The sequence below is a fragment of the Micromonospora sp. NPDC047644 genome, assembly GCF_040704315.1.
Lineage (GTDB): Bacteria > Actinomycetota > Actinomycetes > Mycobacteriales > Micromonosporaceae > Micromonospora.
This window is the reverse complement of sequence record NZ_JBEYSY010000006.1, coordinates 246,112-272,727: the sequence shown is the minus strand read 5'-3', so window position 1 is coordinate 272,727 and position 26,616 is coordinate 246,112. Positions and strand designations below refer to the sequence as shown.

At 69.0% G+C, this 26,616-nt stretch carries 16 protein-coding genes, 1 tRNA gene and 4 pseudogenes; 11 read left to right on the top strand and 10 right to left on the bottom strand.

The window, feature by feature from the left end:
* Positions 1-6: 6 nt before the first annotated feature.
* Together AB0877_RS12385 and AB0877_RS12380 are read right to left on the bottom strand one after the other, a co-directional pair.
* Positions 7-2,625 (bottom strand): fibronectin type III domain-containing protein, encoded by a 2,619-nt coding sequence (locus tag AB0877_RS12385; protein ID WP_366608648.1) that lies wholly within the window; start codon positions 2,623-2,625, stop codon positions 7-9.
* 2,817 nt (positions 2,626-5,442) lie between these two features.
* Positions 5,443-5,859, bottom strand: a pseudogene (locus AB0877_RS12380) (tetratricopeptide repeat protein); the annotation flags it as partial.
* 231 nt (positions 5,860-6,090) lie between these two features.
* On the opposite strand from AB0877_RS12380, the gene AB0877_RS12375 reads away from it, so the two are divergent.
* The 4 genes from AB0877_RS12375 to AB0877_RS12360 all read left to right on the top strand — a co-directional run bounded on the left by AB0877_RS12375 (position 6,091) and on the right by AB0877_RS12360 (position 12,477).
* A tRNA-Leu gene (locus AB0877_RS12375) sits at positions 6,091-6,174 on the top strand.
* An 880-nt stretch (positions 6,175-7,054) separates the two neighbouring features.
* Positions 7,055-10,087: a family 16 glycoside hydrolase gene (locus tag AB0877_RS12370; RefSeq protein ID WP_366608647.1), complete on the top strand. Its 3,033-nt coding sequence runs from the start codon at positions 7,055-7,057 to the stop codon at positions 10,085-10,087.
* Positions 10,088-10,353: 266 nt separating this feature from the next.
* Positions 10,354-11,802: an MMPL family transporter gene (locus tag AB0877_RS12365; RefSeq protein ID WP_366608646.1), complete on the top strand. Its 1,449-nt coding sequence runs from the start codon at positions 10,354-10,356 to the stop codon at positions 11,800-11,802.
* 30 nt (positions 11,803-11,832) lie between these two features.
* Positions 11,833-12,477 (top strand): MMPL family transporter, encoded by a 645-nt coding sequence (locus tag AB0877_RS12360; protein ID WP_366608645.1) that lies wholly within the window; start codon positions 11,833-11,835, stop codon positions 12,475-12,477.
* 28 nt (positions 12,478-12,505) lie between these two features.
* Here the strand turns inward: AB0877_RS12360 and AB0877_RS12355 are convergent.
* Positions 12,506-12,622: pseudogene (locus AB0877_RS12355) on the bottom strand (IS5/IS1182 family transposase); the annotation flags it as partial.
* Positions 12,623-12,837: 215 nt separating this feature from the next.
* Between AB0877_RS12355 and AB0877_RS12350 the strand changes: the two are divergent.
* Entirely contained in the window at positions 12,838-13,818 is a 981-nt protein-coding gene (locus AB0877_RS12350) for a helix-turn-helix domain-containing protein (RefSeq protein ID WP_366608644.1), read from the top strand.
* Between the two features lie 270 nt (positions 13,819-14,088).
* Complete coding sequence (locus AB0877_RS12345; protein WP_366608643.1) at positions 14,089-14,415, top strand: DUF6355 family natural product biosynthesis protein; 327 nt, start codon at positions 14,089-14,091, stop codon at positions 14,413-14,415.
* Positions 14,416-14,446: 31 nt separating this feature from the next.
* Here the strand turns inward: AB0877_RS12345 and AB0877_RS12340 are convergent.
* The 4 genes and pseudogenes from AB0877_RS12340 to AB0877_RS12325 all read right to left on the bottom strand — a co-directional run.
* Positions 14,447-14,530: pseudogene (locus AB0877_RS12340) on the bottom strand (IS5/IS1182 family transposase); the annotation flags it as partial.
* A gap of 89 nt (positions 14,531-14,619) precedes the next feature.
* Positions 14,620-14,811: pseudogene (locus AB0877_RS12335) on the bottom strand (transposase); the annotation flags it as partial.
* Positions 14,812-14,875: 64 nt separating this feature from the next.
* Positions 14,876-16,513, bottom strand: coding sequence for a hypothetical protein (locus tag AB0877_RS12330; RefSeq protein WP_366608642.1), 1,638 nt, complete (start codon positions 16,511-16,513; stop codon positions 14,876-14,878).
* The gene (locus AB0877_RS12325) at positions 16,510-17,403 is read right to left on the bottom strand and encodes an ABC transporter ATP-binding protein (RefSeq protein WP_366608641.1); all 894 of its coding nucleotides are present in this window, start codon (positions 17,401-17,403) and stop codon (positions 16,510-16,512) included. The genes AB0877_RS12330 and AB0877_RS12325 overlap by 4 nt, the downstream gene beginning before the upstream one ends.
* Before the next feature lie 919 nt (positions 17,404-18,322).
* Between AB0877_RS12325 and AB0877_RS12320 the strand changes: the two genes are divergently transcribed.
* Positions 18,323-19,390: an FUSC family protein gene (locus AB0877_RS12320; RefSeq protein ID WP_366608640.1), complete on the top strand. Its 1,068-nt coding sequence runs from the start codon at positions 18,323-18,325 to the stop codon at positions 19,388-19,390.
* Between the two features lie 179 nt (positions 19,391-19,569).
* On the opposite strand, the gene ctaD is transcribed toward AB0877_RS12320, so the two are convergent.
* On the bottom strand, positions 19,570-21,570 hold the full coding sequence (ctaD, locus tag AB0877_RS12315) for a cytochrome c oxidase subunit I (RefSeq protein ID WP_366608639.1): 2,001 nt from the start codon (positions 21,568-21,570) through the stop codon (positions 19,570-19,572).
* 448 nt (positions 21,571-22,018) lie between these two features.
* Here ctaD and AB0877_RS12310 point away from each other — a divergent pair, with 448 nt between their 5' ends.
* From AB0877_RS12310 to AB0877_RS12295, 4 genes are all read left to right on the top strand, one after another.
* Positions 22,019-23,125, top strand: coding sequence for a glycosyltransferase family 4 protein (locus AB0877_RS12310; protein ID WP_366608638.1), 1,107 nt, complete (start codon positions 22,019-22,021; stop codon positions 23,123-23,125).
* Positions 23,126-23,289: 164 nt separating this feature from the next.
* Positions 23,290-23,628 (top strand): hypothetical protein, encoded by a 339-nt coding sequence (locus AB0877_RS12305; protein WP_366608637.1) that lies wholly within the window; start codon positions 23,290-23,292, stop codon positions 23,626-23,628.
* 36 nt (positions 23,629-23,664) lie between these two features.
* Positions 23,665-23,853, top strand: coding sequence for a DUF6766 family protein (locus AB0877_RS12300; protein ID WP_366608730.1), 189 nt, complete (start codon positions 23,665-23,667; stop codon positions 23,851-23,853).
* Positions 23,854-24,023: 170 nt separating this feature from the next.
* Positions 24,024-24,680 (top strand): DUF1345 domain-containing protein, encoded by a 657-nt coding sequence (locus AB0877_RS12295; protein WP_366608636.1) that lies wholly within the window; start codon positions 24,024-24,026, stop codon positions 24,678-24,680.
* A gap of 66 nt (positions 24,681-24,746) precedes the next feature.
* Here AB0877_RS12295 and AB0877_RS12290 read toward each other — a convergent pair whose 3' ends face one another.
* Positions 24,747-25,598: a hypothetical protein gene (locus AB0877_RS12290; RefSeq protein WP_366608635.1), complete on the bottom strand. Its 852-nt coding sequence runs from the start codon at positions 25,596-25,598 to the stop codon at positions 24,747-24,749.
* Positions 25,599-25,856: 258 nt separating this feature from the next.
* Complete coding sequence (locus AB0877_RS12285) at positions 25,857-26,537, bottom strand: TMEM175 family protein (protein WP_366608634.1); 681 nt, start codon at positions 26,535-26,537, stop codon at positions 25,857-25,859.
* Between the last annotated feature and the right edge of the window lie 79 nt (positions 26,538-26,616).

The window sequence follows — 26,616 nt, the reverse complement described above, 5'->3', positions numbered from 1 at the left end:
GGTGGTTCAGCAGGTGGGCAGGACCTTGATGTCATCGCCGCCCTCCAGGTTGAGCCAGGCCCAGGGGATGTAGTTCTTGCCACCCTTGTAGTTGACCTGCACCCACCAGGTGCTGCGCTTCTCGTTGTTGTAGATGTAGGCGTAGACCTCTTCGCCCGACTTCTTGCAGTACGCCTGGAGCCGGGTGCCGGGCTTGGCCCAGCCCACCTGCTTGTCGTTGTCCTGCCGGGTGACCGAGAAGATCTCGTTGCCGTTGCGGCCTTCCCGGTCCCGGTCGCAGTAGGTCGACTCGGGCCCGGACGCGCCGTTGCGGCAGGTCGCGACCCCGTACAGCGGCTGGGTGGCCTGCGCCTTCGTGGCGGTGCCCTTGCCGGCGGCGTTGCTCGCCGTCACCGTGAACGTGTAGGTGGTGCCCGGCGTCAGGCCCGTCATCGTGATGCTGGAGCACGCCCCGGCCTTCGCCGGTTCGCCCGTCGTGGTCAGCGTGCAGGTGGCCTGACCGCCCCCGGCGTCCACCGTGAACGTGACAGTCGCCCCGGTGGCCGTCGACGACGAGCCGGTCACGGTGACCCGTGGCTCGGCGACCGTGCGGGCGGTGGCGGTGGCCTCCGGGCCCGGCCCGGCCTCGTTGACCGCCTTCACCTTCACCGTGACGTTCTGGCCGTTGCCGAGCCCGGTGACGGTCGTGCGGGTGTCGGTCACCTCGCTGACCCGCCCGCCGACGTCGACCAGGTACTTCGTCACCGGCCGACCGTTGGCCTCGGCCGGGGCCCACTGCACCGTCACCGCACCCGGCTGGTTGGCGACCGTGCCGGCGCGCAGTTGCAGCGGCCGGCCGGGCGCCGCGAATGGCACCACGGTGTTGCTGACCGGTGACGCCGCCGACCCGGCGCCCTTGCTGTTGACCGCCACCACCGTGAACGCGTACTGGGTGCCGAACTCCAGCTCACCGGCGGGCACCACCAGCTCGGTCTTGGTCGACTCGCCGGCCGGCGCGTTCGTCCCCGCCGAACTGGCCGTCACCGCGTACCTCGCGATGGTGTTGCCCTGCCCGTTCGCCGCCGGCCACTTGACCCGCACCGTGCCGTCCGGCCGTTCCTGCGCGGTGACGCTTGCCGGTGGGTCGGGGACCGCCGCCGTCGGCGTCACCGGGTTGCTGTTGCGCGGCGGGCCGTCGCCCTTGGCGTTGACGGCGTGCACCGCGAACCGGTACGTCTCGCCGTTGGTCAGACCCTTGACCTCCACCGCTCGCTGGTTCGCGCCCACCTCCAGGCGCTGCCCGGCGCCCTGCACCACGTACTTGATGATCTCTGCGCCGTTGGCGGCGGCCGGGCGCCAACTCACCCGCGCCTCGGCGTTGCCGGCGGCGGCGGTGACGCTGCGCGGCGCGCTCGGCTTGCCCACCCGCGGCTTCTTCGGCGGAGGCGGCGGCGGGGGAACCGGCGGCGGGTCACCGCCGAGCACGTCGTTGGCGTACTTGTTGACCTCGCGCACCTGGTGCTTGTCGTCCACCACCCGGGCGGTCGCCGCGTCGGGGGAGTTGATGAACAGGTGGTTCTCCCGGACCTCCAGCTCCAGCGGCCCGTTGGCCCGCCCGCGGATGGTCTCGACCAGCTGCCCCGCCGCGTCGAAGGAGTAGATGGTGCCGGTGGCCTCGTCGGCGCAGTAGACCCGGTTCGCCCAGGCCACCGCCGGGCTGAGCCGGTCCCCCTCACCCGGCACGGTGAATGCGCTCTCCTGCCCACCGTCACCCACCAGCACGACCCGCCGCTCCGCGGTCACCGTGACCGGAACCCGGGCGCCGCTGGTGCGCGCGGGCAGCGCCGCCGGGCCGGACAGCGTCAGCGCCGTCGGGTGCACCTCACCGCGCTGCACCCGCACCAGCTTGCCCGCCGTGCGGTCGAGCACCGCCACCCCGTCGTCCAGGGCGGAGACCACCAGCTCGTGGCTGGCGTCGGCGACGTCGTACGACTCGACCTGCTTCGGGCTGAGCCCGGCACTTGCCGTCGCCGGCGCGGACGGCAGCTTGGCCGCGGTGATCGCCGAGACCGTGCCCTGGCTGGGCACCGCGATCCAGAGTCGACCCTTACCGTCGAACGTGCCGCCGGTGATGCCCGGCGGGTAGCGCACCGGCTCACCGACCGGGGTCAACGACCGCGGATCGAGCTGCCGGACGATGCCCTGCACGGCGTCGACGACGAACGCCGCGTCCTCGTGCAGGGCCACACTCACCCCCAGGCCGGGGGTGGTCCGGGTGGTCGCGCTGAGCTGGAGGGTGGCCAGGTCCAGGGAGCTGACCTGCCCCGTCTGCAGGTCCCGCAGGACCAGCAGCCGGTCGGTCTGGGTGATCTGCATCGGATGCTGCCGGGCACCCGGGATCTCGGTGCGGGTGTCCACCCGGGCGGTGACCCCGTTGACCCGGGCCAGCTCGCTGCGCGCCGCGCTCCACAGCCAGGAACTCGCGTCGTAGTTGGCCACCGCGTTGTCCGCCGCGCCCAACCCGAGCACGGTCAGCCCCATGGCGGCCAGCAGCGCGGCCACGGTGCCGACGGTCACCAGCCCACCGCGCAGCCGGGACCGGGAGCGGGGGGCCTCGGACTGTACGGCGTCGTCGATGCTGGCCACAGCCGGCTGCCTCCCCTGAGTCGTGGCAGGTGGCGCGCCTTGCGGCAACCCCTCCCCTGAGCCGGGTGCCATCATATGGCGCTGGTGGTGGCGGGGGAACCCGCACCGTCACCCCTATGGATACCGAGAGTGTGCGTTGTGGACGTCCAGCTCAGCCCGGTTCCGGTCGACGCGGCGCGGTTCCGGTGCGACTCAGCGCGGCGACGCCCGGCCGGAGGGCTCCCCGCTCGACGTGGCGTCGCGCTCCCGCGCGGTGCACACCTGTCCGGAAGTCGCAAAACTGTCAGTGGAGTAGACCGCCAACACGGTGAAACAGTGATCCACTCGGGAGTTCAACCCGTTGACCGTGTAGCTGGTCCGCCCCGGGTCCACGGTGGCCATCACGCCCAGAGCCTGCCCGGCCCGGCCGGCGGCGACCATGAACGGCACCGCCCCGCCGGTCGGGTCCGACCAGGTCAACGTGATCGTGGTCGAATCGTCGCGCAGCTTGAGATCGCCCGGCGGAAGCCCCGCCACCGTCGGTGCCGCTGCCGTCGGCGCGGTCCCGGTCGGCGGCGGATCGTCGCGGGTCAGCAGCACCGCACCCAGGCCCGCCACCGCCACGACGGCCACCCCGGCCGCCACGACCGCGCCGACCAGCGCCGCCCGGTTGCGGCCCGTCGACTCACCACCATCGGCGTACGCCGCCCGGTACGCGTCCGGCACCGGGTGGTACTGCTGACTCGGGTACGGCGCCTGGTGCTGGTCCTGGGCCGCGTACGACCCCTGGGGTGGCTGGTGGTGGTACTGCTGGACCGGCGGCGGTGCGGCTGGCGGCGCCAGCGCCGGGTTGGCGCCGACGGGCGGGAGCCAGGCCGGCTGAGCGGCGGGGTCCGGCTGGGCGGCAATGGGGCCTGCCTCAGCGAGGCCCGGGTTCGCCTGGGTGCCTGTTCGGTGAGCTTGCGCGGCGGCGGGGTGTGCGGCCGTGAGGTGCGTGTGCGCGGCGCTGGGATGTGTGCGCGCGGCGGTGGGGTGCGTGTGCGCGGCGGTGGGGTTCGCCTGTGCGGCGGCGGGCCAGACCGGGCTGGTGTCGACCCCGGCCGGGCCGCCCTGCGCCGGTACGGACGGCAACACCACCGTCTGGTCGGACAGTGCGCCAGGGCTCTGCTGAGCCGGCGTCACCGGGGCGTCGAGGATGCCCAGGCCAGAGTCGACGTCCGCGCCGGTACCGCCCACGTCCATCATGGTCTGCCCAGCCGGCGAGGCCTGACCGGCGGTGACCGTCTGCGCCGCCGTAGTGGTCGGGGTGGGGGAGTCGGCACCTGAAGTTGGCAGGGGCAGCGGTGGGGCGCTGCTGCTCCAGGGCGGTGCGGTCAACCCCCAGGGCGGCACGGGTGGTGCGCTCACCGGAGGCGCGGAGACGGGTGGCCCCGAGACGGGCGGCCCGAAACCGGGCGGCGCGGAGACGGGGTAGGCGTGCCCGGGTGCCGCGGACACGGGTGGGCCGTAGCCGGGCGGCGCGGACACGGGGTAGGTGTGCCCGGGTGGAGCGGATACGGGTGGGCCGTAGCCGGGTGGTGCGGATACGGGTTGGGCGTGGCCGGGTGGTGCGGAGACCGGGTAGGTGTGCACGGGCGGTGCGGACACGGGTTGGGCGTGCCCGGGTGGTGCGGAGACGGGTTGGGCGTTCCCGGGCGGTGCGGACACGGGTTGGGCGTAGCCAGGCGGTGCGGAGACCGGGTAGGTGTGACCGGGTGCCGCGGACGTGGGTGGGCCGTAGCCGGGCGGCGCGGAGACCGGGTACGGATGGGCCGGGGGTCCCGAGACCGGGGACGGCTGGCTGGGAGGCGCGGAGATCAGAGACGGAGTCACCGGCGGTGCGCTGATGGGCTGGGCCGGTGGCCCGCTCACCGGATAGGCCGGCCCCGGCGGGCCGACGGTCGGGGAGAAGCTGCCCGGTGATGTCGCCTCAGCGCCGGACACGTTGTGCGACTCGCTCGCCATGGTTGGCTGGGCGGCAGCTCGGGCGGCTTCCTCGGCGAGCAGCGGTTCGATCTGCCGTACCTGGATGGTGGGGTTGTCCCAGCGAGGTGCCGGCACCCCCGGTGTCGACGCCGGGGCGGTCGCGGCCGGGGCGGTTGAGGTTGGCGTAGTTGGGGTCGACGTCGGGGGTGGCGCGTCCGCCACTGGCGGGGTCGCGTGACCACCAACCCGTTGACGTGGTGCCACGGCCGGCCCGGACGGCGGCCGCTCCGGTGACTGCTGCTCGGCCGGCGTCGTCGGCTGGTCCTCAGCCCCCGGCCGGGGCATCGGACCGGCCGCTGGGCGGGACGGTCCGGGCGGTTGCCCGTTGGGACGCTGACGGGGCGGCGTCGCGCTTGCCGGCGGTGGCACGTCGGCGCGCGGGCGGGGAAGCGTCGCAGGTCGGGGCGCGGCCGTCGACGGGTCGGGCGGCGCTGGCGTGATCGAGGGAACTGCCGGCTGACCGGTCACCGAGGGAGCTGCCGGCTGAAGCGGCATCGAGGGCACTGCCGACTGAACGGGCATCGCCCGAGGGGCTGGGACCGGTGCGGGCGTGACGTTGCTGGGCGACGCGGGTGTGGCGGGTGCGCGTACCGCCGGAGGGGTTTGTGGGGGTGCGGCCGGCGGTTGCGGCGCCCAGGGTGAGACGGCGGGCGGCGGACCATCGGCGGAGGGCCGCATCGCGGCGAGGGTCGCCAGCGACAGGGTCGGGCCGGACAGCGCCGACCGGGTGCCCGGCTCGGTCACCGGGGCGGCCGGGACAGCACCGGGCGTCGGCGCGGGGTGCTGCTCGCCCGGGGACGGCGGGGGTGGGCCGAGGTAGTCGCGGGCTGCGCGTACCGCCGGGTGGTTCTCCCCCAGCGCGGCGGGCCCGGCGGTGGCGACGCGGGTGTAGTTGCGCCGGGCCTCGTGCCGGTTGCCGAGTTCCTCGGCCACCTCGGCGAGTTCGAAGGCGAGGGCGAGCATCAGCGGGTAGGAGTGCTCCCAGCGCCGCTCGCCCGCGGCGAACGCCTCCTCCAGGACCCGGCGGGCGGCGAGCGGGTCGTCCCCCTCCCGGTGCAGCCGTGCCAGCAGGTGCGCGGTGTGCAGCACCTCGGGATGGTCGTCACCGTACGGCGGGGGAGCGGATTCGACGACCTCCGCGAGCAGTTGCCGGGCGGCGCTGAGGTCGCCCGCGGCGCGCAGGGCGAGGGCTCGGTGCTGGGCGGCTGCCAGGGGGGAGGGATGGGACACGAGGCAATGCTGCCGTCAGAAGGCCGCCGGACGCTACCCGGACGCGCCCCAACGGTGTGTCGGGGCGGCCGTTTGAGGCGCCTTGAGCAGCGCCGGAAGCGCCAGGGGAGAGGCGGTGGAAGGCGATGTGCATGATCCACGGGCGGCGTGTACAGTAACTCCCCGTGCGGCCCGCTGTGCTGACAACCGGATGAAAGATCATCTGGTCGGCGAGGTAGGCTGAACGTGTAGGTCCGGGTGGCGGAATGGCAGACGCGCTAGCTTGAGGTGCTAGTACCCGTATAGGGTGTGGGGGTTCAAGTCCCCCCTCGGACACATTATTTTCCACACGAACTGTGATGGTTGTTCGTGTTTTGCGTGATCCCCGTCCCGTTGGGCGGGGATTTTTGCTGTCGTGGCGAGGAAGCTCCCCGCCGGGGTGAGCGGGTAGACCGCGGTTTTGGCTTCGATGGTCCACGCGTGGTGGTCACACACAATGATCATGTTGTTGGGGCGTAAGTAGGCGGCAAGCTTTTCCGGGTCTTGGCTGCGCAGTGCGGGATGGCGACGGTGTAGCCCGTCGGTCGTGTCGGATGCGGTCGAGCAGGTGGTCTTCCCGGATGTAGAGGATCGTCGGTTGGGCGGAGGGCCTGGTGCGGGTGCTCGGGTGTCCGTGTCGGCATCGGTAGCCGGGTCGGGCCGTGGACCCAGTGGGAGTCCATGACGCGGCCGCACACGCCGCAGCAGATAACTCCGGCCAACACGTAGCAGCGGGGGACGCCGTCGGCTGGGGTCGGTGCGCCGTGGATTGCCTGAATGGCGACGAAGTGTTCTTCGCTGACCAGCGGAGGGTGCGCGATCTCGCGGGAGATGATCCAGTCGGTGGAGGCGGTCTGCCGTTGGATCTCGTGGACCCGCTCAGCCCGGGCGACATGGAACGCCCTGCCCGGCCGGCGAAACGTGCAACCACCGGAGCCCCGGGCCGACCGTGCGGGGCATTGAAACATCTTGATAACTCAGATATAGTAATCCAGTCAGGAAAGCGCTTTCCTGGACCGACTTTGGGAATGTCTCCGAAGCGTTGGCAACCTGCTCCGTTGAGAAGATGACGCGGCGGCGCGCGTCCTACCTGCGTCAGGCAACCACCCGATCCCACCCCTGTCATCCGGGCCGGCGTTTGCGCTGCTGCGCGGATGCGAGCGCGAGAAGGATTGTCATGACCTTTCAAACCGTCCCAGAGGTCGCCCGCCGGCGGCGCCGGGCACCAGTCCTCGTTCTGGGGCTGAGTGTATTGCTGCCATTTCTGTTGGTGCCTGGTCAGGCACACGCCGCGATCCCACCGCAGGATCCCGGGGTCACACTGCGCACCTACAACCTCGGAATCGATCGGTCCGTACTCTGCACGCTCAAGCCCGGACAGACTCCCAACGTCGACAAGCTGATGCCGGTGATCGACTGGTCGACCCAGGCCGACTTCGGCGTTGCCGACAGGTTCCACACCCAGGTCATCACGAACATCAACATCACCACGGCCGGCTCGTACGTGTTCCGGCTCACCAGCGACGATGGCTCCCGCTTGCGCATCGACAGAAGCACCGTCGTCGACAATGACGACGCCGACAGCACGTTCACGACCGTCATCGACCACGACGGCCTTCATGGCGCGTCGCCGAAAGACGGCACCATCGACCTGTCCGTCGGCTATCACAAGCTGCGCATCGAACATTTCGACAACACCAACGGGCAGGCGCTCAGACTCGAGTGGCGGCCGCCGGGATCCACACAGTTCTCGCTCGTGCCGACCACGGCGCTGAGCACCGAAGCCGGAGTGACCCGGGTGACCGCACCTGGCACCAAGGAATGCGTCGAGGGGGTGGACAGCCCGGGGGACGGGCTGCCACTGAACGCGGTGCATCCCAATTACACGCTGACCAATCTGCGTCCCAGCGGGTTCGAGCCAAAAGTCACCGGGATGGACTGGCTGCCCGACAACAGGCTGGCCATCACCACGTGGGGCGGCGACTACGGCACCACTACGCCGCTTGGCGAGGTCTATGTGCTGGGCAACGTCACCGGCACCACCTCTGCCGCGCAGGTGACGGTGAAGAGGATCGCCACAGGGTTGCAGGACCCCATGGGAATCAAATATCTGGACGGCAAACTGTACGTCGCGGAGCGGTACGGGCTGATCGAGCTGACCGATGCCAACGGCGATGACATCATCGACAGCAGGCGAACGGTGGCGACCTGGCCGTTCGGCGGGACCTACCACGAGTTCGCGATCGGCCTCCTGTACAAGGACGGCTACTTCTACCTCAACCTGTCGGTCCAGATCACTCCTGGCGGACGCTCCACCAAACCGCAGCTCGCCAACAATCGCGGGACCGCGATCAAAGTCAACAGGGCGACCGGACAGGTCGAGTACACGGCAAGCGGATTGCGTACCCCGAATGGCATAGGCTGGGGCCCCGAAGGCGGCATCTTCGTCACCGACAACCAGGGCGACTGGCTACCGGCCAACAAGCTGGTGCAACTCAAGCCGGGCCGCTTCTTCAACCACTACAACGATCCGGCCGGTCCGTTCGACTCGAACGCGGTCACACAGCCGGTCCTGTGGCTGCCGCACAACGAGATCGCGAACTCGCCGAGCACACCGCTCATGCTCACCCAAGGCCTGTTCGCCGGCCAGATGCTGTTCGGTGATGTCACCTATGGCGGGATCCAACGCGGGTATCTGGAGAAGGTCAACGGCGAGTACCAGGGCGCGGTCTTCCGCTTCACCCAGGGACTCGAGGCCGGCATCAGCCGGATCACCCTCGGCCCCGACGGTGCGATCTACGCGGGCGGCATCGGCGGTGGACAGGCCAGCAGCAACTGGCGTCAGCAGGGCAAGCTCACCTTCGGTCTGCAAAAACTCACCCCCAGCAGCAGCAACGCCTTCGACATCCTGGCGATGCGGGCGGTCGCCGGTGGCTTCGAACTCGAATACACCCAGCCGTTGTCGGCCGCAACGCTGAGCTCGCTGGCGTCGCGGTACGCCGTCCGGCAATGGCGTTACACCCCGACCTCCAGCTATGGCGGCCCAAAGGTCGACTTGGAAACGCTGAGCGTCACCTCGGCCATCCCTTCGGCCGACGGCAAGAAAGTCACGTTGCGGATCAACGGCTTGAAGTCCGGGCGGGTGGTGTACGTGCACTCGCCACGGCCGTTCAGTTCGGCTTCGGGGCAGTCCCTGTGGAGCACGGAGGCCTGGTACACGCTCAACTCTCTGCCCGGTGGCCCCTACGAAGCCGAGTACGCGGCGCTCAGCGGCGCAACCGCAGGGTCCGAACACTCCGGATACACCGGAACCGGTTACGCCGACTTCGCGGCGACCGCCAACACCGGCGCACACACCGAATGGACAGTCAACGCGCCGAGCGCGGGAACCTATTCGCTGGAATTCCGTTACGCCAACGGCGGAACCGTCGACCGGCCTCTGGCCATCGCGGCCAACGGCACGACTGTCAGCCCAGCGCTGTCGTTCCCGCCGACGGGTGCGTGGAACACCTGGCGAACCGTAACGCTGAGCACAACGCTACCGGCCGGGCAGAGCAAGATCCGTGCGACCACGACGGGCGCCAACGGCGCCAACCTCGACCACGTCGTCGTCTCTCCGGTATCTCGCATCCCCCTGTTCGACGGCACCGACCTGGCGGCATGGGAGAACACGAACGGCGGCCCTGCGACCTGGCCGGTGGCCGGCGGATCTATGGAATCGCTTGGCGGAAACATCCGTACCAGAGCGAAATTCGGCGACTTCAAGCTGCACGGCGAGTGGCTGCAACCCGCCTACCCGCCTGAGGTCACCGGACAGGCCCGCGGCAACAGCGGATTCTACCTCCAGGAACGCTACGAGATTCAGGTGCTGGACTCCTACGGTGACACGACACTGGCCAACAACGAGGCCGGAGCCATCTACCTCAAGCGTGCTCCCGACCGGAACATGGCCACCGCGCCCAACACATGGCAGACGTTCGACATTACGTTCCGCGCGGCGCGGTTCAGCGCGACAGGCGCGAAACTCGAAGACGCCAGGGTCACGGTGGTGTGGAACGGCGTTGTTGTCCACAACAACGTCGCCATCAACGGACCCACCGGAAACGGCCAGCCCGAAGGGCCGACGCCTGGCTCCATAGCCTTGCAAGACCACGGCGACCCCGGCGAGAATCCCCGCTTCCGCAACATCTGGATCGAACCGCTGAGTTGACGCACACTCTGGTGTCGCCGCCGGTTCCCTGCGGCGGCACCAGAGTCCTGCGTGTCCGCCGGACCGGGCCACGTTGTCGGAGTACGGGTCGGCGGCGGTGATGAGGTAGACGTCGCACTCGGTCGCCTGCTGGAGCAAGTCGTCGATCGCGTCGCGGCGGCGATCGTCGCAGCAGCTCACAGCAGGACCTGCGAACCATTGTGGGACGAGGGCAGTTGATGTTGTATTGGCAGCGGCTAGGTCGGTTGCGGCCCGAGGAGGCTGCGGTGCTTGCACTGCTCGGCCGATGGACCGCCAAACACCGAATGTGGGTGCTCGCTGGCTGGAGCGTGATCACGCTGGCCGGTGCCATGCTCGGAGGTGCGGTTTACGACCGGACCCAGTCGGTGGACAGTCTGCGACCCGACGCGGAGTCCAGGGTCGCGCAATCGCGCATCGACCGGCTCGACCCGCAGGGGGAGCGGATCGTGGCGGTCATCGAGGGCCGCGACTTCAACGCCGTGGCACTGGTGGACAGCGCCACGCGGGTGATGTTCGACATCCGCGCGATCCCGGGAGTTGCGTCCGTCACCGATGCCTACACCGCAGGATCTTCGCAGGTGGCCGCCGATGATCAAAGCTCGCTCGTCGTCGTCGAGCTGCGCCCGCAACTCAGCGACGACGAGGCGCTCGCGGTGGCTGACCAGGTGGCCGCCGCACTGCGCCGCATCGACGCCCCCAGGGTGCTGGTCGGTGGGGAGCTGCTTGCCGAGCGGACCTTCGGCGAGCAGGCCGTCAAGGACGCCGCCATCGGCGAGTCGATTGCGCTGGTGGTGCTCTGCGGCGTTCTCACCGTCGTGCTCGGCGGGCTGATCGTAGGCAGTCTGCCGCTGGCGGCCGCCCTCGCCGCGGTTGCCGCAACGCTGCTGGCGCTGAGCGGGCTCGCCGAGGCGATGCCGGTCAGCGAGTACGCGGTCAACGTCGTCACCCTGCTCGGTCTCGGTCTCGCCGTCGACTACAGCCTGCTGATCCTTGCCCGGTTCCGGGAGGAACGCGAGGCGGCCCCTAGGGCACCGGTGGCGGAGTTGCTCGCCGCGACCACCGCGACGGCCGGACGTGCCGTTCTCGTGTCCGGTCTCACCGTCGGTGCGGCACTGGCCGGTCTTTTCGTCTTCGCCGAGCCGCTGCTGGCGGCGATGGCGGTGGGTGGAGCGCTGGTCGTCGGCATGGCCACGGTGATCGGGCTGACCCTGGTCCCGGCGCTGATCGCCCTGGCACACCGGCGTATCCCGCCGCCGCGAGGCGCCCGGACACGGTCCTCGGCGGGCAGCTCCCGTCGCCCGGCGCCGGGCCGGCCGGGCCTGCTGGCGCGGCTGGCGGCGTTCTCGCAGCGCCGTCCCGCCGCGGTGGCGTTGACCGTGACCGCCGGCCTGCTTCTGCTGGCGTCTCCGTTGTTCCAGATCACGCTCGCCAACTCCGACGCACGGTCGCTGCCGGCCGCCAGCGAGGAGCGGTTGGCGTACGAGGCCGTCGAACGGGACTTCGCCACCTGGGCCGCGCAGCCGGTCACCGTGCTCATCGAGGCCGGTGCCACCGAGCCGCCGGTGCGGGCGTTGCTGCAACAGTTGCGCGACCTCACCGGCGAGAAGGAGCTCGACCTGCGCTCGGACCTGCCGGGCGACGTCACCGTGGTGGACTTGCGCCCGGCCGGCCCGGCGAGCGGCGAACCGGCCTAACGCCTGGTCCGTGACCTGCGGGCCCTCGACATGCCGGTGCCGCTTCTCGTCGGGGGGCCTGCTGCCGAGCTGATCGACGCGCGGGAGTCGACGGCCGCGCGGCTGCCGATCGCGGTGGCCGTCATCGTCGTCGCGACCGGGCTGCTGCTGGTCGCCTTGACCGGCTCGGTCGTCGTACCGGTCAAGGCTATCTGCATGAACATCCTGACGCTGCTGGCGACGCTCGGCGTCCTGGTCGCCGTGTTCCAGTGGGGATGGGGTTCGGCCCTGCTCGGGTTCGAACCCTGGGGGGCTCTGGACATCACCACACCGCTGCTGCTCTTCGTGTTCATCTTCGGGCTGTCGATGGACTACGAGGTGTTCCTGCTCGCCCGGATCAAGGAGGAGTGGGACCGCCGTACCGCCAACGGCCGGATCGACAACGACCGGGCGGTCCTCGCCGGCATCACCGCGACCGGTCCGGTCGTCACCACCGCGGCCGTGGCGCTGGGCATCGTCTTCCTCGGCTTCGCTCTCGGCGAACTGATCGCGGTCAAGGAGATCGGTGTCGGCATGACTGTGGCCGTGCTGCTGGACGTCACCGTGGTCCGTGGACTGCTGCTGCCCTCTGTCATGTCCCTCCTTGGCGCGGCGAACTGGTGGCGTCCCGGCCGCCGTGCGACGCCCGCGTTGTAAGACGTCAGTTCGGTCAGGGTGAGCAAAGCCTGCCGGCATCAAGACGTCGCCACCGGCCGCGACGGCGGGTGCGTTCGGCGCGGATGATGTCGGCCAGGTGGTTCAGAGTGCGGCTGGACAGCGCAACCGCGGACGGGTACGACAGCGCAGGCTCCCGGTTGGGGCATCGGGTCTTGGTCGACGGCTGTCTGACCGGGAGCTTCGTCCTGTGTCGACACACGCTGCCTGCCACCATCGCGACCAGGCCCATCACGATGAAGAGCCCTCAATGCCTGACCCGCGCCATAAAATCGCAACGCCGTTATATCGACGCCAAGCTATCGTGGTGTGACCCCTGCGGCGACAGCGCGAAGGTGAGTCATGGACGTGGTCAGCACCACCGAGGTCCCGGTTGAAGACGGGTTCGCCTTCTGGCGCGAGGTGAACTCGAAGCTCTGGGTGCCCTACGATTTACGCTGTGAATCGCAGTGGGAGCCGGGATTTCGGGCTCAGGTCGGAATTAGCGAGTTCGGTCCCGTGCAGGCGACTCTAATGACCACGATGCCGCACTCGGTCCACCGCACTCCCAAGCTCATTCGGCAGGCCGATCCCGAGGTGTTCAAGCTGGGTTGCCTTGTGCGCGGTGGCGGCATGATCACGCAAGACGGCCAGCGCACAGATTTCGGCGTGGGGGACCTGATACTGTATGACACCTCCCGGCCCTACGTGGCTGAATTCACCCCGGATGCGCCAGTTAGTCAGCTGCTGCTCCTGCGCTTCCCGCGCTCGTTACTGCCGTTGCCCCCTCGGGAGTTGCGGCGCCTGAGCGCAGTTCGCATCCCTGGCGCCCAGGGCATCGGCGCGCTATCTTCACAATTCCTGCTGCGCCTTGCCCGGCACATGGACGAACTCAGTCCGTCGGACGCCGCCCGGCTGTCCACCCTCACCATTGACGTGTTGACAGCGGCACTGGCCAACGCGCTGGACGTCCAAAGCGCGGTGCCCTCCCACACCCAACGGCGAGCGTTGATGGCTCAGATCCACGCCTTCGTCCGAGAGAATCTGGGCGATCCGCGCCTGACGCCGGACGCGATCGCCGCAGCGCATCACATCTCGTTGCGATACCTGCACAAGCTGTTCCACGAGGAAGGGCGCACGGTCGCCGGCTGGGTCCGCGAGCGTCGCCTGGAGCAGTGCCGACGCGACCTCGCCAACCCCCAACTAGGCGCGCGCCCGATCCACGCGATCGCCGCCCAGTGGGGGTTCACCAGCCCGGCGCACTTCAGTCAGGCGTTCCGCAGCGCCTACGGTCTTTCGCCACGCCAGTTCCGCGAGCAGTGCGCGAGAGTACGCGCAGACTAAAGACCTGTGCGCTTACCAGTAACGACAGGCCCGGCTGTGGCCTGCACTCTTATCTGAGGAAGTCCGCTCAGTCAGGGTTGAATCTGATTCCGGCTTACGGAAGGAGATTCACTTGAGCGTGTTACATCGATCCGTGTTTTCGCGATGGAAGGAGCGCGAGGAAGTACATCGATCACTTCATGCAGTCAGCAGCATCATCTAGGCCGCAGCGGCGGCTGACAGGAGACCATTGTGAAAATGTGGTACAGAACGGCGCTTCGGATCTCGGCAGTGACCGCGATCGTCGGTGCACTCACCCTGTCCGGGACCGTGGCACAGGCAAGTCCGGGCGCCGGCTCCCGCCTGTCCCAACCCGAAACCACCGCGGTCTCGGAGCAGGCCAAGCCAGGGAGCGAGGACGTCGCCGCGCAGGTTTGCGGTTACTACGAAGACGCGGTGACGGCCTGGTACAACCACTGCGGGAGCACCCATGTGATCATCTACGTCGACGCGACGTGGCCCCGCAACGACTGGAGCTGGTGCATCGGCCCGGGAACGTGGGACATCGGCGGCGCCAACGCCGTATCCAACGCCTGGTACTCGGGTCAAACTTGTTGAACCGCAACCCAAGCGCTGCGCGATTCTCCACCTGCGTTCGGTGGTTGCGGATCAGGTCAGCGAGGCAAATGAGGGTGCGGTCGGACAGGGGAATCGCGGCAGGGTAGGACAACAGCGAGGCTTCCGGTTGGGGCATCGGGTCTTGGTCGACTGCTGCCTTACCGGGAGCCTCGCCCTACGTCGATCCCTGCCCAGGCGTTGTCCCACCGCCGGATACCGGTCGCCCCACTTGTCGGCGAGGTCGTCAAACGCGGCCCTGGCAGCTCGCGCGTCGACGGGCGTGCAGATCGGCTTGATGTCGTGTTTGAGCGCGTCTCAGTACTTGCGGGAGGCGAGCCGGAACGTCTTGCGGATCAGATGGATGATGCACGTCTGCACCACCGTGCGGGGCCACACGAGCGGCCCGGTGACCGAGACCGGGCCCTGCCTGGCAGCCCTACCCCAACGGAGGCGATCTGCGCTAGGAACGCAGGTCTCGGCGGTGGTAGCCGGCCACGCCGAGCACGGTCAGGAGTGTTGCTATGGCCAGCATGACCGCTGGGGCCATCAGGCTGGCCTCGGTGAAGGGTACGGGCGCGAGGTGAGCGAACGGGGAGATGTCGCGTACCCAGTCCGGCGCCGCGACGCTGTCGGCGACGACGAGCACCAGGAACCCGCCGGTGGTGGGAAGGCCGCCGAGGAGCATCGTCCAGCGTGGTATCCAACCAACCGCGAACACCGCTGCGCCGAGGCTGAGCAGTACGAGTGGAAGGATGTTCCAGGTGCCGCGCAGTGCGGCGCCCGCGGCCAGCTCGCCGCCGATGGCGGTTACCCCGAGCCAGGTCGCCAGACCGGCGCCGGTGACCAGCACCGCCGCGGCAACGGCGGTGACCGCTAGCTCGGTGCCGATCAGCCGGGTCCGGGTGATCGGTTGACTCGCGAGCAAAGTCAGTCGCCGGTCGGTCTCGGCGGTCACGAAGGCGGCCATCCGGACGGTGGCGAAGCCACCGACGGGCATGGCGAGGATCGCGAACAGGGTCGCGGTGAATCCGCTGATGCTGCCCAACCCGTCGAAGCCGGCCTGGGAGGCCCCCTCGGCCAGGGCCGGATTGTCGCGCAGGAATTCGGTGACCGACACCGCAGTCAACCCGATCAGCAGGTAATAAGCGCCGATACCGATCAGCCAGCCGGTCAGCGGCCGCGACACCCGGCGTACCGCGAACGTTTCCGTGCTGGCCAGCAGCAGGGTTCGCGGCTGCCGTCCGGACGCCGCGGGGATCAGACCATCGTGAACGTCGCGGCGGCGGGCCGCGGTCAGGGCCAGCACGGTGATGAGGGCGGTGGCGGCGGCGAGCAGGAGCAGCGGCAGGACACGGTTGTGGACGTAGGGGCCACTGATGGACAGCAGCCCGAACGGTGAGAGCCAGTGCAGCCAGCCGAGTGCGGTGATCCCGTCGCCGATCATCCGGGTCAGCAGGCCGCAGCCCAGCACCGCCACGGCTGCGCCGGTGGCCGGCGACCGGGCGGGGAAGATTTGGGCCGCCAGTGCGGCGACCGCGGTGAGGAACATCCCGAGCAGGCCGGTGCCGGCACCGTGGAGGAGCGCGCCTGCCGGTTCGGTGCCGGACAGCAGCAGGACGGCCGTGATGGCGATGGCGGTGGCCACGTTGACCGCCATCACGGGGGCCAGGTGGCGCAGCAGGACGGCCGGTGCCGCAAGACGGCTGGACAGCAGCAGGTCCCAGCGCCCGACGTCCTCCTCGCCGCGGGTGATTCGGGTGGTGGTCAGGATCGACCAGGCGCCGAGCAGGACCGCGATGACGGTGCCGACTCGCCAGACGGTGAATCCGCCCGCGGTGTCGAGGCCGACCGGGGCGCCGAACAGCGTTCGGATCGCCGGGTTGCCGGCCAGAGCCCGCAGGCTGCCGGCCGCCTCCGGGTCGGCCATCACCTGCGCGTAGGTGGCGGCGACCAGCGCGGTCATCCCGGCAGCCAGGCTGATAATGATGAGTGCACCGCGTCGCACCTGGCGGATGGCCAACCAGGTGATAGCCCGGCCCGGCGCGGGATCCGCTGTCAGGTGAGGCGTGGCCGGGGCGGGGAGGGTGTCGAGGCTCATCGAGCCGCCTCCGCCCCGTAGTAGTCGAGGAAGATCTCCTCCAGACTCGGCTCCCGCATGCTCAGGGCGGTGACCTGCGCGGCGGCGAGCGCCCGTAAAGCGGGGCCGGGTTCGCCGGTCAGGGTGAACCGCAGTCGTCGCTCACCGGCGGGTTCCACCGCCTCGACGCCGGGGATCACGCTCAGGTCAGGTGCGATGCCGGTGTAGGTGATCGTCACTTCAGCGCGGTGCAGGTCCCGCACGTCGCTGATCGTGGAGACGTCGGCGAGCCGGCCGGCGCGCAGGATGGCGACCCGATCGCAGACCGCTTCGACCTCGGCGAGTTGGTGGGAACTCAGGAAGACGCTCTGCCCCCGGTCGCGGGCCTGCCGCACCGCCGTGCGGAACTCCCGTTCCACCAGGGGGTCCAGGCCGCTGGTCGGCTCGTCGAGCACCAGCAGCCGGGCCCGGGTGGCGAACGCGGCGATCAGGGCCACCTTCTGCCGGTTACCCGTCGAGTAGGTGCGAGCCGGTTTCGACGGGTCGAGGGCGAAGCGCTCGACGAGGTCGTCGCGGTAGGCCAGGTCCGTTCCCGGACCGGTGCGGGCTTGCAGGTGCAAGATCTCGGCACCGGTCAGTTGCGGCCACAACGCCACATCGGCCGGCACGTACGCAAGGTGCCGGTGCGCGCGGGCGACGTCGGCGGCGTCGACGCCGAACACCTCGGCCCGCCCGGCGGTGGGCCGGGCAAGGCCGAGCAGAAGGCGGATGGTGGTCGACTTGCCGGCACCGTTAGGACCGAGGAACCCGAACACCTCACCGGGAATGACGTCCAGGTTCAACGCATCGAGAGCGGTCAGGTGGTCGTACCGTTTGGTGAGGTCGACAGCGCGCAGCGCGAGATCGGTCATCGCAGGGGGCCTTTCGGTCGGCGTGATTCAATGACCGCCGACCAGACTTCCCGGCACACCTGTGGGTCACCGTACTCCCCGCCCGCACTCGACAGGAAGCCCTGCCACGGTCAGCGCGGCACATCGGTTCCGGCAAGGCGGGACTCGCCTACTGCGACAAGTCCGTCGCCGAGCCGGTGGGTACCGCCCGTGCACCTTTCCCGACCCACGATCAAGCCCGCGCCCGTGGCGCCGTCGCACCGACCGATGCGCCGCTGCTCTACCGCAATGGCCACCCGCCCCCTACCGGCGCTAGGACCTGACGTGGAAACGCATCGGCCGACACGTGGGTCGCGGCGCGGGGAGGAGGCTAACCGAGGATCAGGCCGTACCCTGGCGGTTTACCCGCCCGTCCCGGGCCGTCTTCGACCGGCTGTGGTCGCGCTCGGTGCCGGCTGATCCGGTCGCAGTGCGCTCGTGCCGCTGGTTCGGCGAGTGCTCCACCGTGGCCCCCTGCCGACCCCGTGCGCCGCTGCCCGGGTGCCGGCGGCCCCGCGCCGACTCGCCGCCGCTGTCATGCTTGTTACGCTGTTGACTACCCATGCCGGGGCGGATACCCCATGCCTCGGCGCCCATGCTTCGAGCGGGACGGCTTCGGGAAGGACGTCGAGCTGTTCGAGTTCGACGGATCTCCGTTGTCGGGTTAAGGGGTATATCACCAGGCCCGTAACCGGTCCGGCCGGCTACAGCTGTTGTGCCACACCACCAGCGACCCCGATGGCACTGGTTGCTGACTTGTTTGTCGCTGCTTCGGGTAGCTACCCCCATGCGTGGTGCCCAGGAACCTTCGCCCGATCCGCCCTCCGGTGTCGACGCTGTTTCGGCCGAGGTGCGGCAGGCGGCACAGCGGGCTCGCCAGCGTGGGCGTCAGGGTTGGCGGGTGCGGCTGCGCCTGACGAACGTCATCCTGGTGATCACGGTGCAGGCGGCACTGGCCGCGGCGCTGTCCTGGTTTATCGGGCACGACGTGTTGGGCATCCCTGCGCCGGTTTTCGCTCCGTCCGCGGCGGTCGGGACGATCGTCGCGGCAATCGGCCAGCGGGTCCGTCGAACCGTCCAGACGCTGGTTGGCGTGGTGATCGGAATCCTCATCGGGGATGCTCTGCTCTACACCGTGGGCCCGGGACCGGTGCAGATCGGTCTGGCGGTGGGGATCGCGATCGCGTTCGCGTTGATCCTTTCCGGTGGCAGCGGCGCGACCGTGGCCCACGCGGGTGCTTCGGCTGTCGTGATCGCGACCCTGTCGCCGGTGGATCCCAACCTCGAGTGGCCGAGGATCCTGGATGCCGTCATCGGTGGGGCGGTGGGGTTGGTGGTGGTCACGCTCCTGTTTCCGGTCAACCCGATGCGTGTTCTTGACCGGGCGGCCACGCCGATCGTCCAGTTGGTCAGTGCAGAACTACGGACCATCGCGACCGCTCTGAACGAGCGTGACGCGGAGCAGGCGACGGCGTCCCTGCAGCGCCTGCGGGACTCGGGACCCGATCTCGCACGATTGTCGCAGGCGCTTGACGGGGCGAAGGAGGTGGTGAGTCTGGCGCCGGTGAGATGGCTCAGGCGAGATGATGTGGAACAGTTCGCCCACTTCGCTGAGCATGCTCAACGCCTGATTGGCGACGCACAGGATCTGGCGCGTACCTCCGCGACCGTGGTGCAGTACGACGAGGTGGTTCCGTCTGAGCTGACCACGACACTCAGGCAACTCGCCGACGCCAACGAGCACCTTCGGGCCGAACGCGTGTCGGGCCGTGATCCGCAGCGGGCGCGGGCGACAGCCCTGGCGGCGATGCACAGCGCTCGCAGAGCCGGCGACGTTGCCACCGGCCGGTTCAGTCAGACCCTGGTCACCCAGACGCGGGTCGCGGCGAGTGACCTGCTTCGCGCCAGCGGTCTCGATCCGGAGACGGCCAACCGGCTGACTCGGGAACGTTACGGCGAGAGCGCCTGAGTTGGCAGAGGGGATGCCCCTGGCGGCACAGGACTTTTTCGCGGACTGCAGCTGCGCAGCAGCGTGGCCGTCTGCCAATGCCTGACCCGGAGGCCGCTCATCGAGGAAACGACACCCACGCGACGCGGCGGACGGGGTGCTGGTCGGTGGGGAGTCGGGGGCAATGGCGACCCGACTCCTCACCTTCTCTCGCCGTCCCCATCGCCGGGGTGGCGCCACCGCGGCGGGGCTTCCTCTCCCCGCTGGGAGTCCAGCGGGTTCTCGTCGGCCTCCCTGGTCGGCTCGAAGCTCGGTCGTCGGGCCTGCTCCGGGTCCGGTACCTCGATGGGGCGGGCACCGGACTGCGGGATCTGCTGGTCGCCGGCCGCGCCCCCACCGCCGCGGGCGCCTTCGACACGGGGCGGCTCCGGCGCGTGTGTCTCGCGGTGCAGCTCCTCGCTAACGCTCTGTGGGGGTTTGGCGGCACGTTGCGGCAGGTCACGGCCGAGGTCGGCGACGCGGGTGCCGTACTTGGCGTCGAAGGCGGGGCGTTCGGAGCGGATCCGGGGTATGCGGTCGAAGTTGCGAAGCGGTGGTGGGCAGGTTGTCGCCCATTCCAGGGAGTTCCCGTACCCCCAGGGGTCGTCGACGGTGACGGCGGCCCCGAACCGCCAGGATTTCCAGATGTTGTAGATGAAGAACAGCGTGGACGCGCCGAGCACGAACGACCCGATGGTGGAGATGGTGTGCAGGGTGGTGAAGCCGTCCTGCGGTAGGTAGTCGGCGTAGCGGCGGGGCATTCCGCGGTTGCCCAGCCAGTGGTGGACCAGGAAGGTGGTGTGGAAACCGACGAACATGGTCCAGAAGTGGACCTTGCCGATTCGTTCGTCGAGCAGTCGGCCGGTCATCTTCGGAAACCAGAAGTACACGCCGGAGAACGCGGCGAAGACGATGGTGCCGAAGAGGACGTAGTGGAAGTGTCCGACGACGAAGTAACTGTCGTGGACGTGAAAGTCGACCGGCGGGCTGGCCAGCAGCACGCCGGTGAGGCCGCCGAAGAGGAAGGTGACGAGGAATCCGATGGCGAACAGCATCGGGGTCTCGAAGGTCAGTTGCCCCTTCCACATGGTGCCGATCCAGTTGAAGAACTTCACTCCGGTGGGCACGGCGATGATGAAGGTGGTCGCCGAGAAGAAGGGAAGGAGGACCTGGCCGGTGGCGAACATGTGGTGTGCCCACACGTTCAGGGAGTAGAAGAAGATCACCCACAGCGCCAGAACCATGCCCTTGTAGCCGAACAGAGGTTTCCGCGAGAAGACCGGCAGCACCTCACTGATGATGCCGAAGAAGGGCAGCGCCACGATGTAGACCTCGGGATGGCCGAAGTACCAGAACAGGTGCTGGTAGAGCAGCGGACCTCCGTTGGCGGCGTCGTAGATGTGGCTGTCGAGCACACGGTCCGACAGCAGGGCGAGGAGCGTCGCCGACAGCAGCGGGAACACCACGATGGCCATCAACGCGGTGATGAACATGGCCCAGGTGAACAGCGGCATTCGCCACATCGTCATCCCCGGGGCGCGCAGGGTCAGCGTGGTAGTGATCAGGTTGACCGAGCCGAGGATGGTGCCGACGCCCGAGAGCACCAGCCCGATGACCCAGAGGTTGCCGCCCACCCCTGGCGTGTGTTCCACCTGGCTCAGCGGCGGATAGGCCGTCCATCCGAAGTCTGCGGCACCTGCCGGGCTGATGAAGGAGCCGAGCACCATCAGGCCGCCGAACAGGTACAGCCAGTAGGCCAATGCGTTCAGCCTGGGGAAGGCGACGTCGGGTGCGCCGATCTGCAGGGGCACGAGGTAGTTGCCGAATGCGAAGGCGAGTGGGGTGGCGAACAGGAACATCATGATCGTGCCGTGGGAGGTGAACAGCTGGTTGTACTGCTCCTGGGAGAGGAACTGCATCCCCGGGCGGGCCAACTCACCGCGCATGAGCAGCGCCTCGATGCCCGCGGCGATGAAGAAGAAGAACGACGAGATCAGGTAGAGCAGGCCGATCTGCTTGGCGTCGGTCGTGGCAAGCAGCCTGAGCAGGGCGTTGCCGGGCACTGCGCGACGCAGCGGCCCGGGATAGCCGCCGAACTCCGCCGGAGCCAGGATCGGCGCTTGACGGTCTTGGCCAGGCTTGGTGCTCGCCGGCTTTGGCATGACTTACTCCGAGACCTGGATCCGTAAGAAGCTCAACGATCGTAAACATGGCGAACCCCTACGAAAGTTGCTTATCCGGTAATTCACCGGCCTGGACGTCCATGCTCGGCGGGCGGGAGTGGTGGCGGCGGATCCGAAGGCCGGGCGGTGCCTCATCCGGAGTCTCCGCTCAGTCGGCGACGGCGGCGTCAGGACGCGACGCGACGCGACGACCGAGGGCGTCGGCCGCGTCCCGAGGAGCGGATGGCTCTCCTTTGTGGTCACGAGCATGGAGGCGCTTTCGGCGGCGCAAGGCACTGCGGGAGGGGTGAAGGACTAAATCGCACAAGCTCAGTGGCGCTGAGTGACTGATCAGCCAGCAACTGTGACACTGAGTGACGGGTTAGTGGTGCTGTTTGGCGGGAAGCCAGCAGCCGAGCACGCGTACCGGTGACCGATCGGAGGACTCATGGCCGTTGGCCAAGCAGCTGCACTCACCCGTGATCGGCCCCTGCGCATCGCGATGGTCGTTCCACCCTGGCTGCCGGTGCCGCCGCCGGGCTACGGCGGGGTGGAACAGGTCGTTGCCGGGCTGGTGGACGCACTCGTGCTGCACGGTCACGCGGTGACCCTGTTCGGCACCGGCGACCGGCACGGCACCGCCGCCCCTAGCTTCGTCTCCACCGCCCCCGAGCTGCAATTCGCACGGCTCGGCGAGTCGCTGCCGGAGCTGGCTCACCTGGCCCGGGTGAACCACCTGATCAGGGCGGCGGACTTCGATCTGATCCACGATCACACAGTGGTCGGTCCGCTGGTCGCAGGGCGTCGCGCCGTGCCGACGGTGGCCACCGTGCACGGCAACCCGGTGGGCGAGCACGGCGACGTGCTCAGCGACACCGACCGGCGAGTCGGCCTGGTCGCCATCTCGCATGGGCAGCGCCGGTTGAATCCGGGGCTGCCGTGGGCCGGCACGGTGCACAATGCCTTGGACCCCCGGCTTATCCCGTACAAGGCCGAACCCGGCGCCGGACCGGTGCTGTGGCTGGCCCGGTTCAGTCCTGACAAGGGCCCGGACGTGGCGATTCGCGCGTGTCGGGCGGCCGGGTTGCCGTTGGTGCTCGCGGGCAAGTGCAACGAGCCGGCTGAACGCCAGTACTACGACGAGGTGATCGAGCCGATGCTCGGCGACGACGTCAGCGTGGTTTTCAACGCCGACCGGGAGGCCACCCTGCGGATGCTGGTGGAGGCCCGCTGCCTGATCATGCCCATTCGCTGGGATGAGCCCTTCGGCATGGTGATGGTGGAGGCGATGGCAACCGGAACGCCCGTGGTCGCGCTCGCCCGAGGCGCGGTACCGGAGTTGGTCCGCTCCGGAGTGACCGGCCTGGTCTGCGAACACCCCGATGAGCTACCCGACGCCCTGCGCGCCGTGGAGCGGCTCGATCCGGCGGACTGCGTGGCGCACGTGGCGGAGAACTTCTCGACCACCCGGATGGCGTACAGCTACGAGGCGGTCTATCGACGGTTCCTCGCCGACGCCCGTGCCGGATCTGATGTAAGCGAGCCGGTCGGCTGACCCCGCCTGGAGCCTTCGACGGTGCGGATGCCAGAGCAGCGGAGCACCCGCTGCGGGTCGCTGTTCGATCACGTCGAACGTCACTCGACGCATCCCACTGGCGCGCCGTGCGGGTGGCAATGGTGGGCGCGGCGCTGGCGGTGACGACCGGAGGATGCGGCCCGGTGACCGCACGGGGTGACGCGGCGGCTGACGTCGCGCTGCGGATGCTGACCGCGATCGCCGAGAAGGACGGGGTTGGGGCCTGCTCTTTTCTGGCACCCGATACCGCAGCCGGGCTTGAGCGCTCCGTCGGCAAGCCGTGCGCCGAGACCATCCTGGACGAGGGCCTGCAAGGGCCCGGGCAGGTCTTGGCCAGCGAAGTGTACGGCCAGCAGGCGCAGGTGCGACTCGACGGCGACACCGTCTTCCTCGCCGTCTTCCCCGGTGGCTGGCGCGTTGTCGCCGCCGGATGCACCGCTCGGGGCGACAAGCCATATCACTGCGTACTGCAGGGTGGTTGAGGCGCCCCCGCGCCGACGTGGGCGCGGGTCGGTGGCCTGCGACGGGCGCTGTTCTCCCGCTCGCTGGGTCTGGTTCTCGGCGCGATCTTCATGCTGTCGTGGTTGGCCCAGTCCATCACCGGGGTCGCCGCCTACAACGAGCATCAGCTCGGCAATCTACCTTGCGACAACGGGGGTCCTCGCAGTCCAAGCCGGTTGGCGCAGCGCACACCTCCAACGGAGTAGACCGCTGAGCGCCGCAGCCCTCGTACCCGCGTCGCGCGGTTGAGCAGCTTCTGACAGGTGTTGGTCAATTCGTCCGGAGTGCCTCCACGGCTCAGACATAGTGACACCTGAACCGGTAATCCCGTCGGGTACATCCCATATGATCCGTTTCGAGCTGCAACGCTGAGCGGGTGGAGCAGCAATTGGGACGACCGGCGCGGGGACGGCTGCTGTCGGTCCGGCGTGCCCTGTGGTCGTTGGCGGTCGGTGTCGTCGCGGGGGCCGCCACCGCGCTGGTCGGGGCGCCGGAGTTGACGCCGCTGGTGATGTGGACGATCGCGGCCGGCACGATCCTCGTCTGGGTGTGGCGGGCGTGCTGGTCGGCGAACCCACGACGTACCGAGCAGCTTGCCGAGGCGGAGCAGCAGTCCCGGTCCACCGATGCGGCGATCCTGATCGCGTCCGCCATCAGCCTCGTGGCCGTGGCCGAGGCGCTCATCCGCGCCTCGGACCAGCAGGACGTGGTGGCTGTGACGCTGGTGATCCTCAGCGTCGTCGCGGTGGTCCTGGCGTGGGCCCTGGTGAATACGGTCTTCGCATTGAAGTACGCCCGGCTGTACTACCGCCACGATGGTGGCATCGACTTCAAGCAAGAGGATCCACCGGCGTACGCCGACTTCGCGTACGTCGCCTTCACAGTCGGTATGTCCTACGCCCCGGGCGAGAACGAACCGACAAGCAACCGCGTGCGTCGGATCGCGCTCGGGCACGCGCTGCTCTCCTACACCTTCGGAACCGGCATCCTGGCCGTCGCGGTCAACCTGGTCACCAATCTGGGCCAGTCGTGACCCCCGGGCAGCGGACAGTGGCGTGACCTGGCCAGTTGCTCTGCCACCACCACGGCGGACGTCGAGTCAGCTCGGCGGCTGTTGCCCCTGCGGTCCAGCCAGCCACGTCGTGACCTGCCTCAGTGGCTGGCTGCTGTTGACAATCTTCTTCATCCGTTGCCACGCGGCCTGGGCCGGAGACCCGCCCAGCATGCCGCCGAGGCCCTCCATGCCGCCGCCAGCCTCCGTCCCGCTGCTCTGAGCAAGTTGCTGGGTGCTCTGTCCGAGCTGCTGCGTGGCCTGCCTGAGTTGTTGGCCGACCTGCTGGGTCGCCTGCTGCAGCGTCTGCGACAGCGGTCCATTGGGTCCCAGGGTCTCCTGCGCCGTCTGCCCGACCTGGTTCACCGCGTTGTCCACCGTCTTCGCCAAGGACTCGATGATCTGAGGGTTGCGCTCGATCGTGTGGAGGGCGCTGTCGAGGATGCCCCGGACCTCATCGAGCCGAACCTCGAGCATGGCCTCGGCCTCGACGCCCTTGATGTCGACCTTCACCGTGCCGAGATGCGCCTGAACGCCCACGTCGAGTTGGAGCAGGCTGCCCAGCCGTGCTCGCAGAGAGACAGAGGTATCCAGATCGTCTACCTCGACGTAGATCTGCTCAACCTTGACCTGCGGGATCTGGAGGACGACGTCCGGGTCTGACATCGTCTTGCTGCTGCGCCCGCCGGCCGGCTGAGGAAGGCCGTGCCCGCCACTCTCCGGAACGAGGGGGTGTTGTTCGCCGGGCTTGGCAGCCGTCGGCCCGTCGGCGACACGGCGGCTCTCGCCCGGTCCGGCGGATTTTGCGCCTTCCTCGGCGTCGCGCTGCCCATCCACGCGCTGAGGTGGTTGCGCCGGCGACTCCCGTGCGCCCGTGTCCCGGCTCTCCGGTTCGGTCATCACGCACTCCTCGGGTTTCGCCTAACGTCCGAACGGGAGCAGGTGCCGATTCGGCGGGGCTGGAGCTGTCCCGACCCTGGCCCGCCACGGTCTCAAGCGTGGCTCGGGTGATGGATTCAGCCTTCTCGGGCGGGCGGAACCTTGGGTCGTGCTGCCACAGACCGAATGAACTCGTTGTCGTTCACCCCGGATCCCCTCTCGAACCGGATTGCGGCGGGTACCCGCCGTCGTAGGGGTGAAACGGCGGCTCGTCCGTCTTCAGGGTCGTGGCGGAGGACTGTGGGTGATACGTCGGGTCACGGGCGACTGGTACAGGCCAGCGCTGGTGATGGCGTAGAAGATGGGCAGGAGGACGAAGATGACCAGGCCGATCAACGGCGCGACAAGGTAGCCGATCAACCCCGCGAGGACGTACAGGACGACCCCGACGAGGGCTCTGACCCGCTCGACGGGAAAGAAGCCGCCCCTGGCCTGGTCCTTGAGCAGGTCCGGGTTCTTCGCCAGGTAGTGGTAGAACGCCAGCCAGGTAGCGCACAGCAACGCGCCGATCAGCGCGTAGAAGGCGACGGCCACCCGCTGGTCCGCGTTGTTGTGCTCCTGCAGCGCGTCCGACACGACGGCGGTCGGAAACGGCAGCAACGCCGTGCTGAACAGCACGAGCAGGTTCATCCAGTGCAGGCCGCGATCGACCTGCTGGATGCGGTTGAACGCCGCCTTGTGGTTGAGCCAGACAACGGCCACATACAAGTAGGAAGCGAGATAAGCGGCATACGAGGGCCACTGCTCGAGCAGGCCGGGCAGGAGGCGGCCAGGAGGAACGTCCGGCACCCGCAGGTCCAGGACCAGCAACGTGATGATGATGGCGAAGATGGCGTCGCTGAACGCCACCGCGCGGCTGGTGTCGGACCGGGTGCCTAGGTCTGCGTCTGGCCCGCTCACCGACCGCGCCTACCCAGGGTCGTCCATGGCAAACAGATGAGAGCCGGGGTTGCGAGTGCAGGCCGTCCGCAAAAGGTCG

Coding starts and splice junctions, on each gene's coding strand:
- AB0877_RS12310 (WP_366608638.1), top strand. CDS start 22,019: ATGGCCGTTGGCCAAGCAGCTGCACTCACCCGTGATCGGCCCCTGCGC.
- AB0877_RS12325 (WP_366608641.1), bottom strand. CDS start 17,403: ATGACCGATCTCGCGCTGCGCGCTGTCGACCTCACCAAACGGTACGAC.
- AB0877_RS12330 (WP_366608642.1), bottom strand. CDS start 16,513: ATGAGCCTCGACACCCTCCCCGCCCCGGCCACGCCTCACCTGACAGCG.
- AB0877_RS12290 (WP_366608635.1), bottom strand. CDS start 25,598: ATGACCGAACCGGAGAGCCGGGACACGGGCGCACGGGAGTCGCCGGCG.
- AB0877_RS12370 (WP_366608647.1), top strand. CDS start 7,055: ATGACCTTTCAAACCGTCCCAGAGGTCGCCCGCCGGCGGCGCCGGGCA.
- AB0877_RS12360 (WP_366608645.1), top strand. CDS start 11,833: ATGCCGGTGCCGCTTCTCGTCGGGGGGCCTGCTGCCGAGCTGATCGAC.
- AB0877_RS12350 (WP_366608644.1), top strand. CDS start 12,838: ATGGACGTGGTCAGCACCACCGAGGTCCCGGTTGAAGACGGGTTCGCC.
- ctaD (WP_366608639.1), bottom strand. CDS start 21,570: ATGCCAAAGCCGGCGAGCACCAAGCCTGGCCAAGACCGTCAAGCGCCG.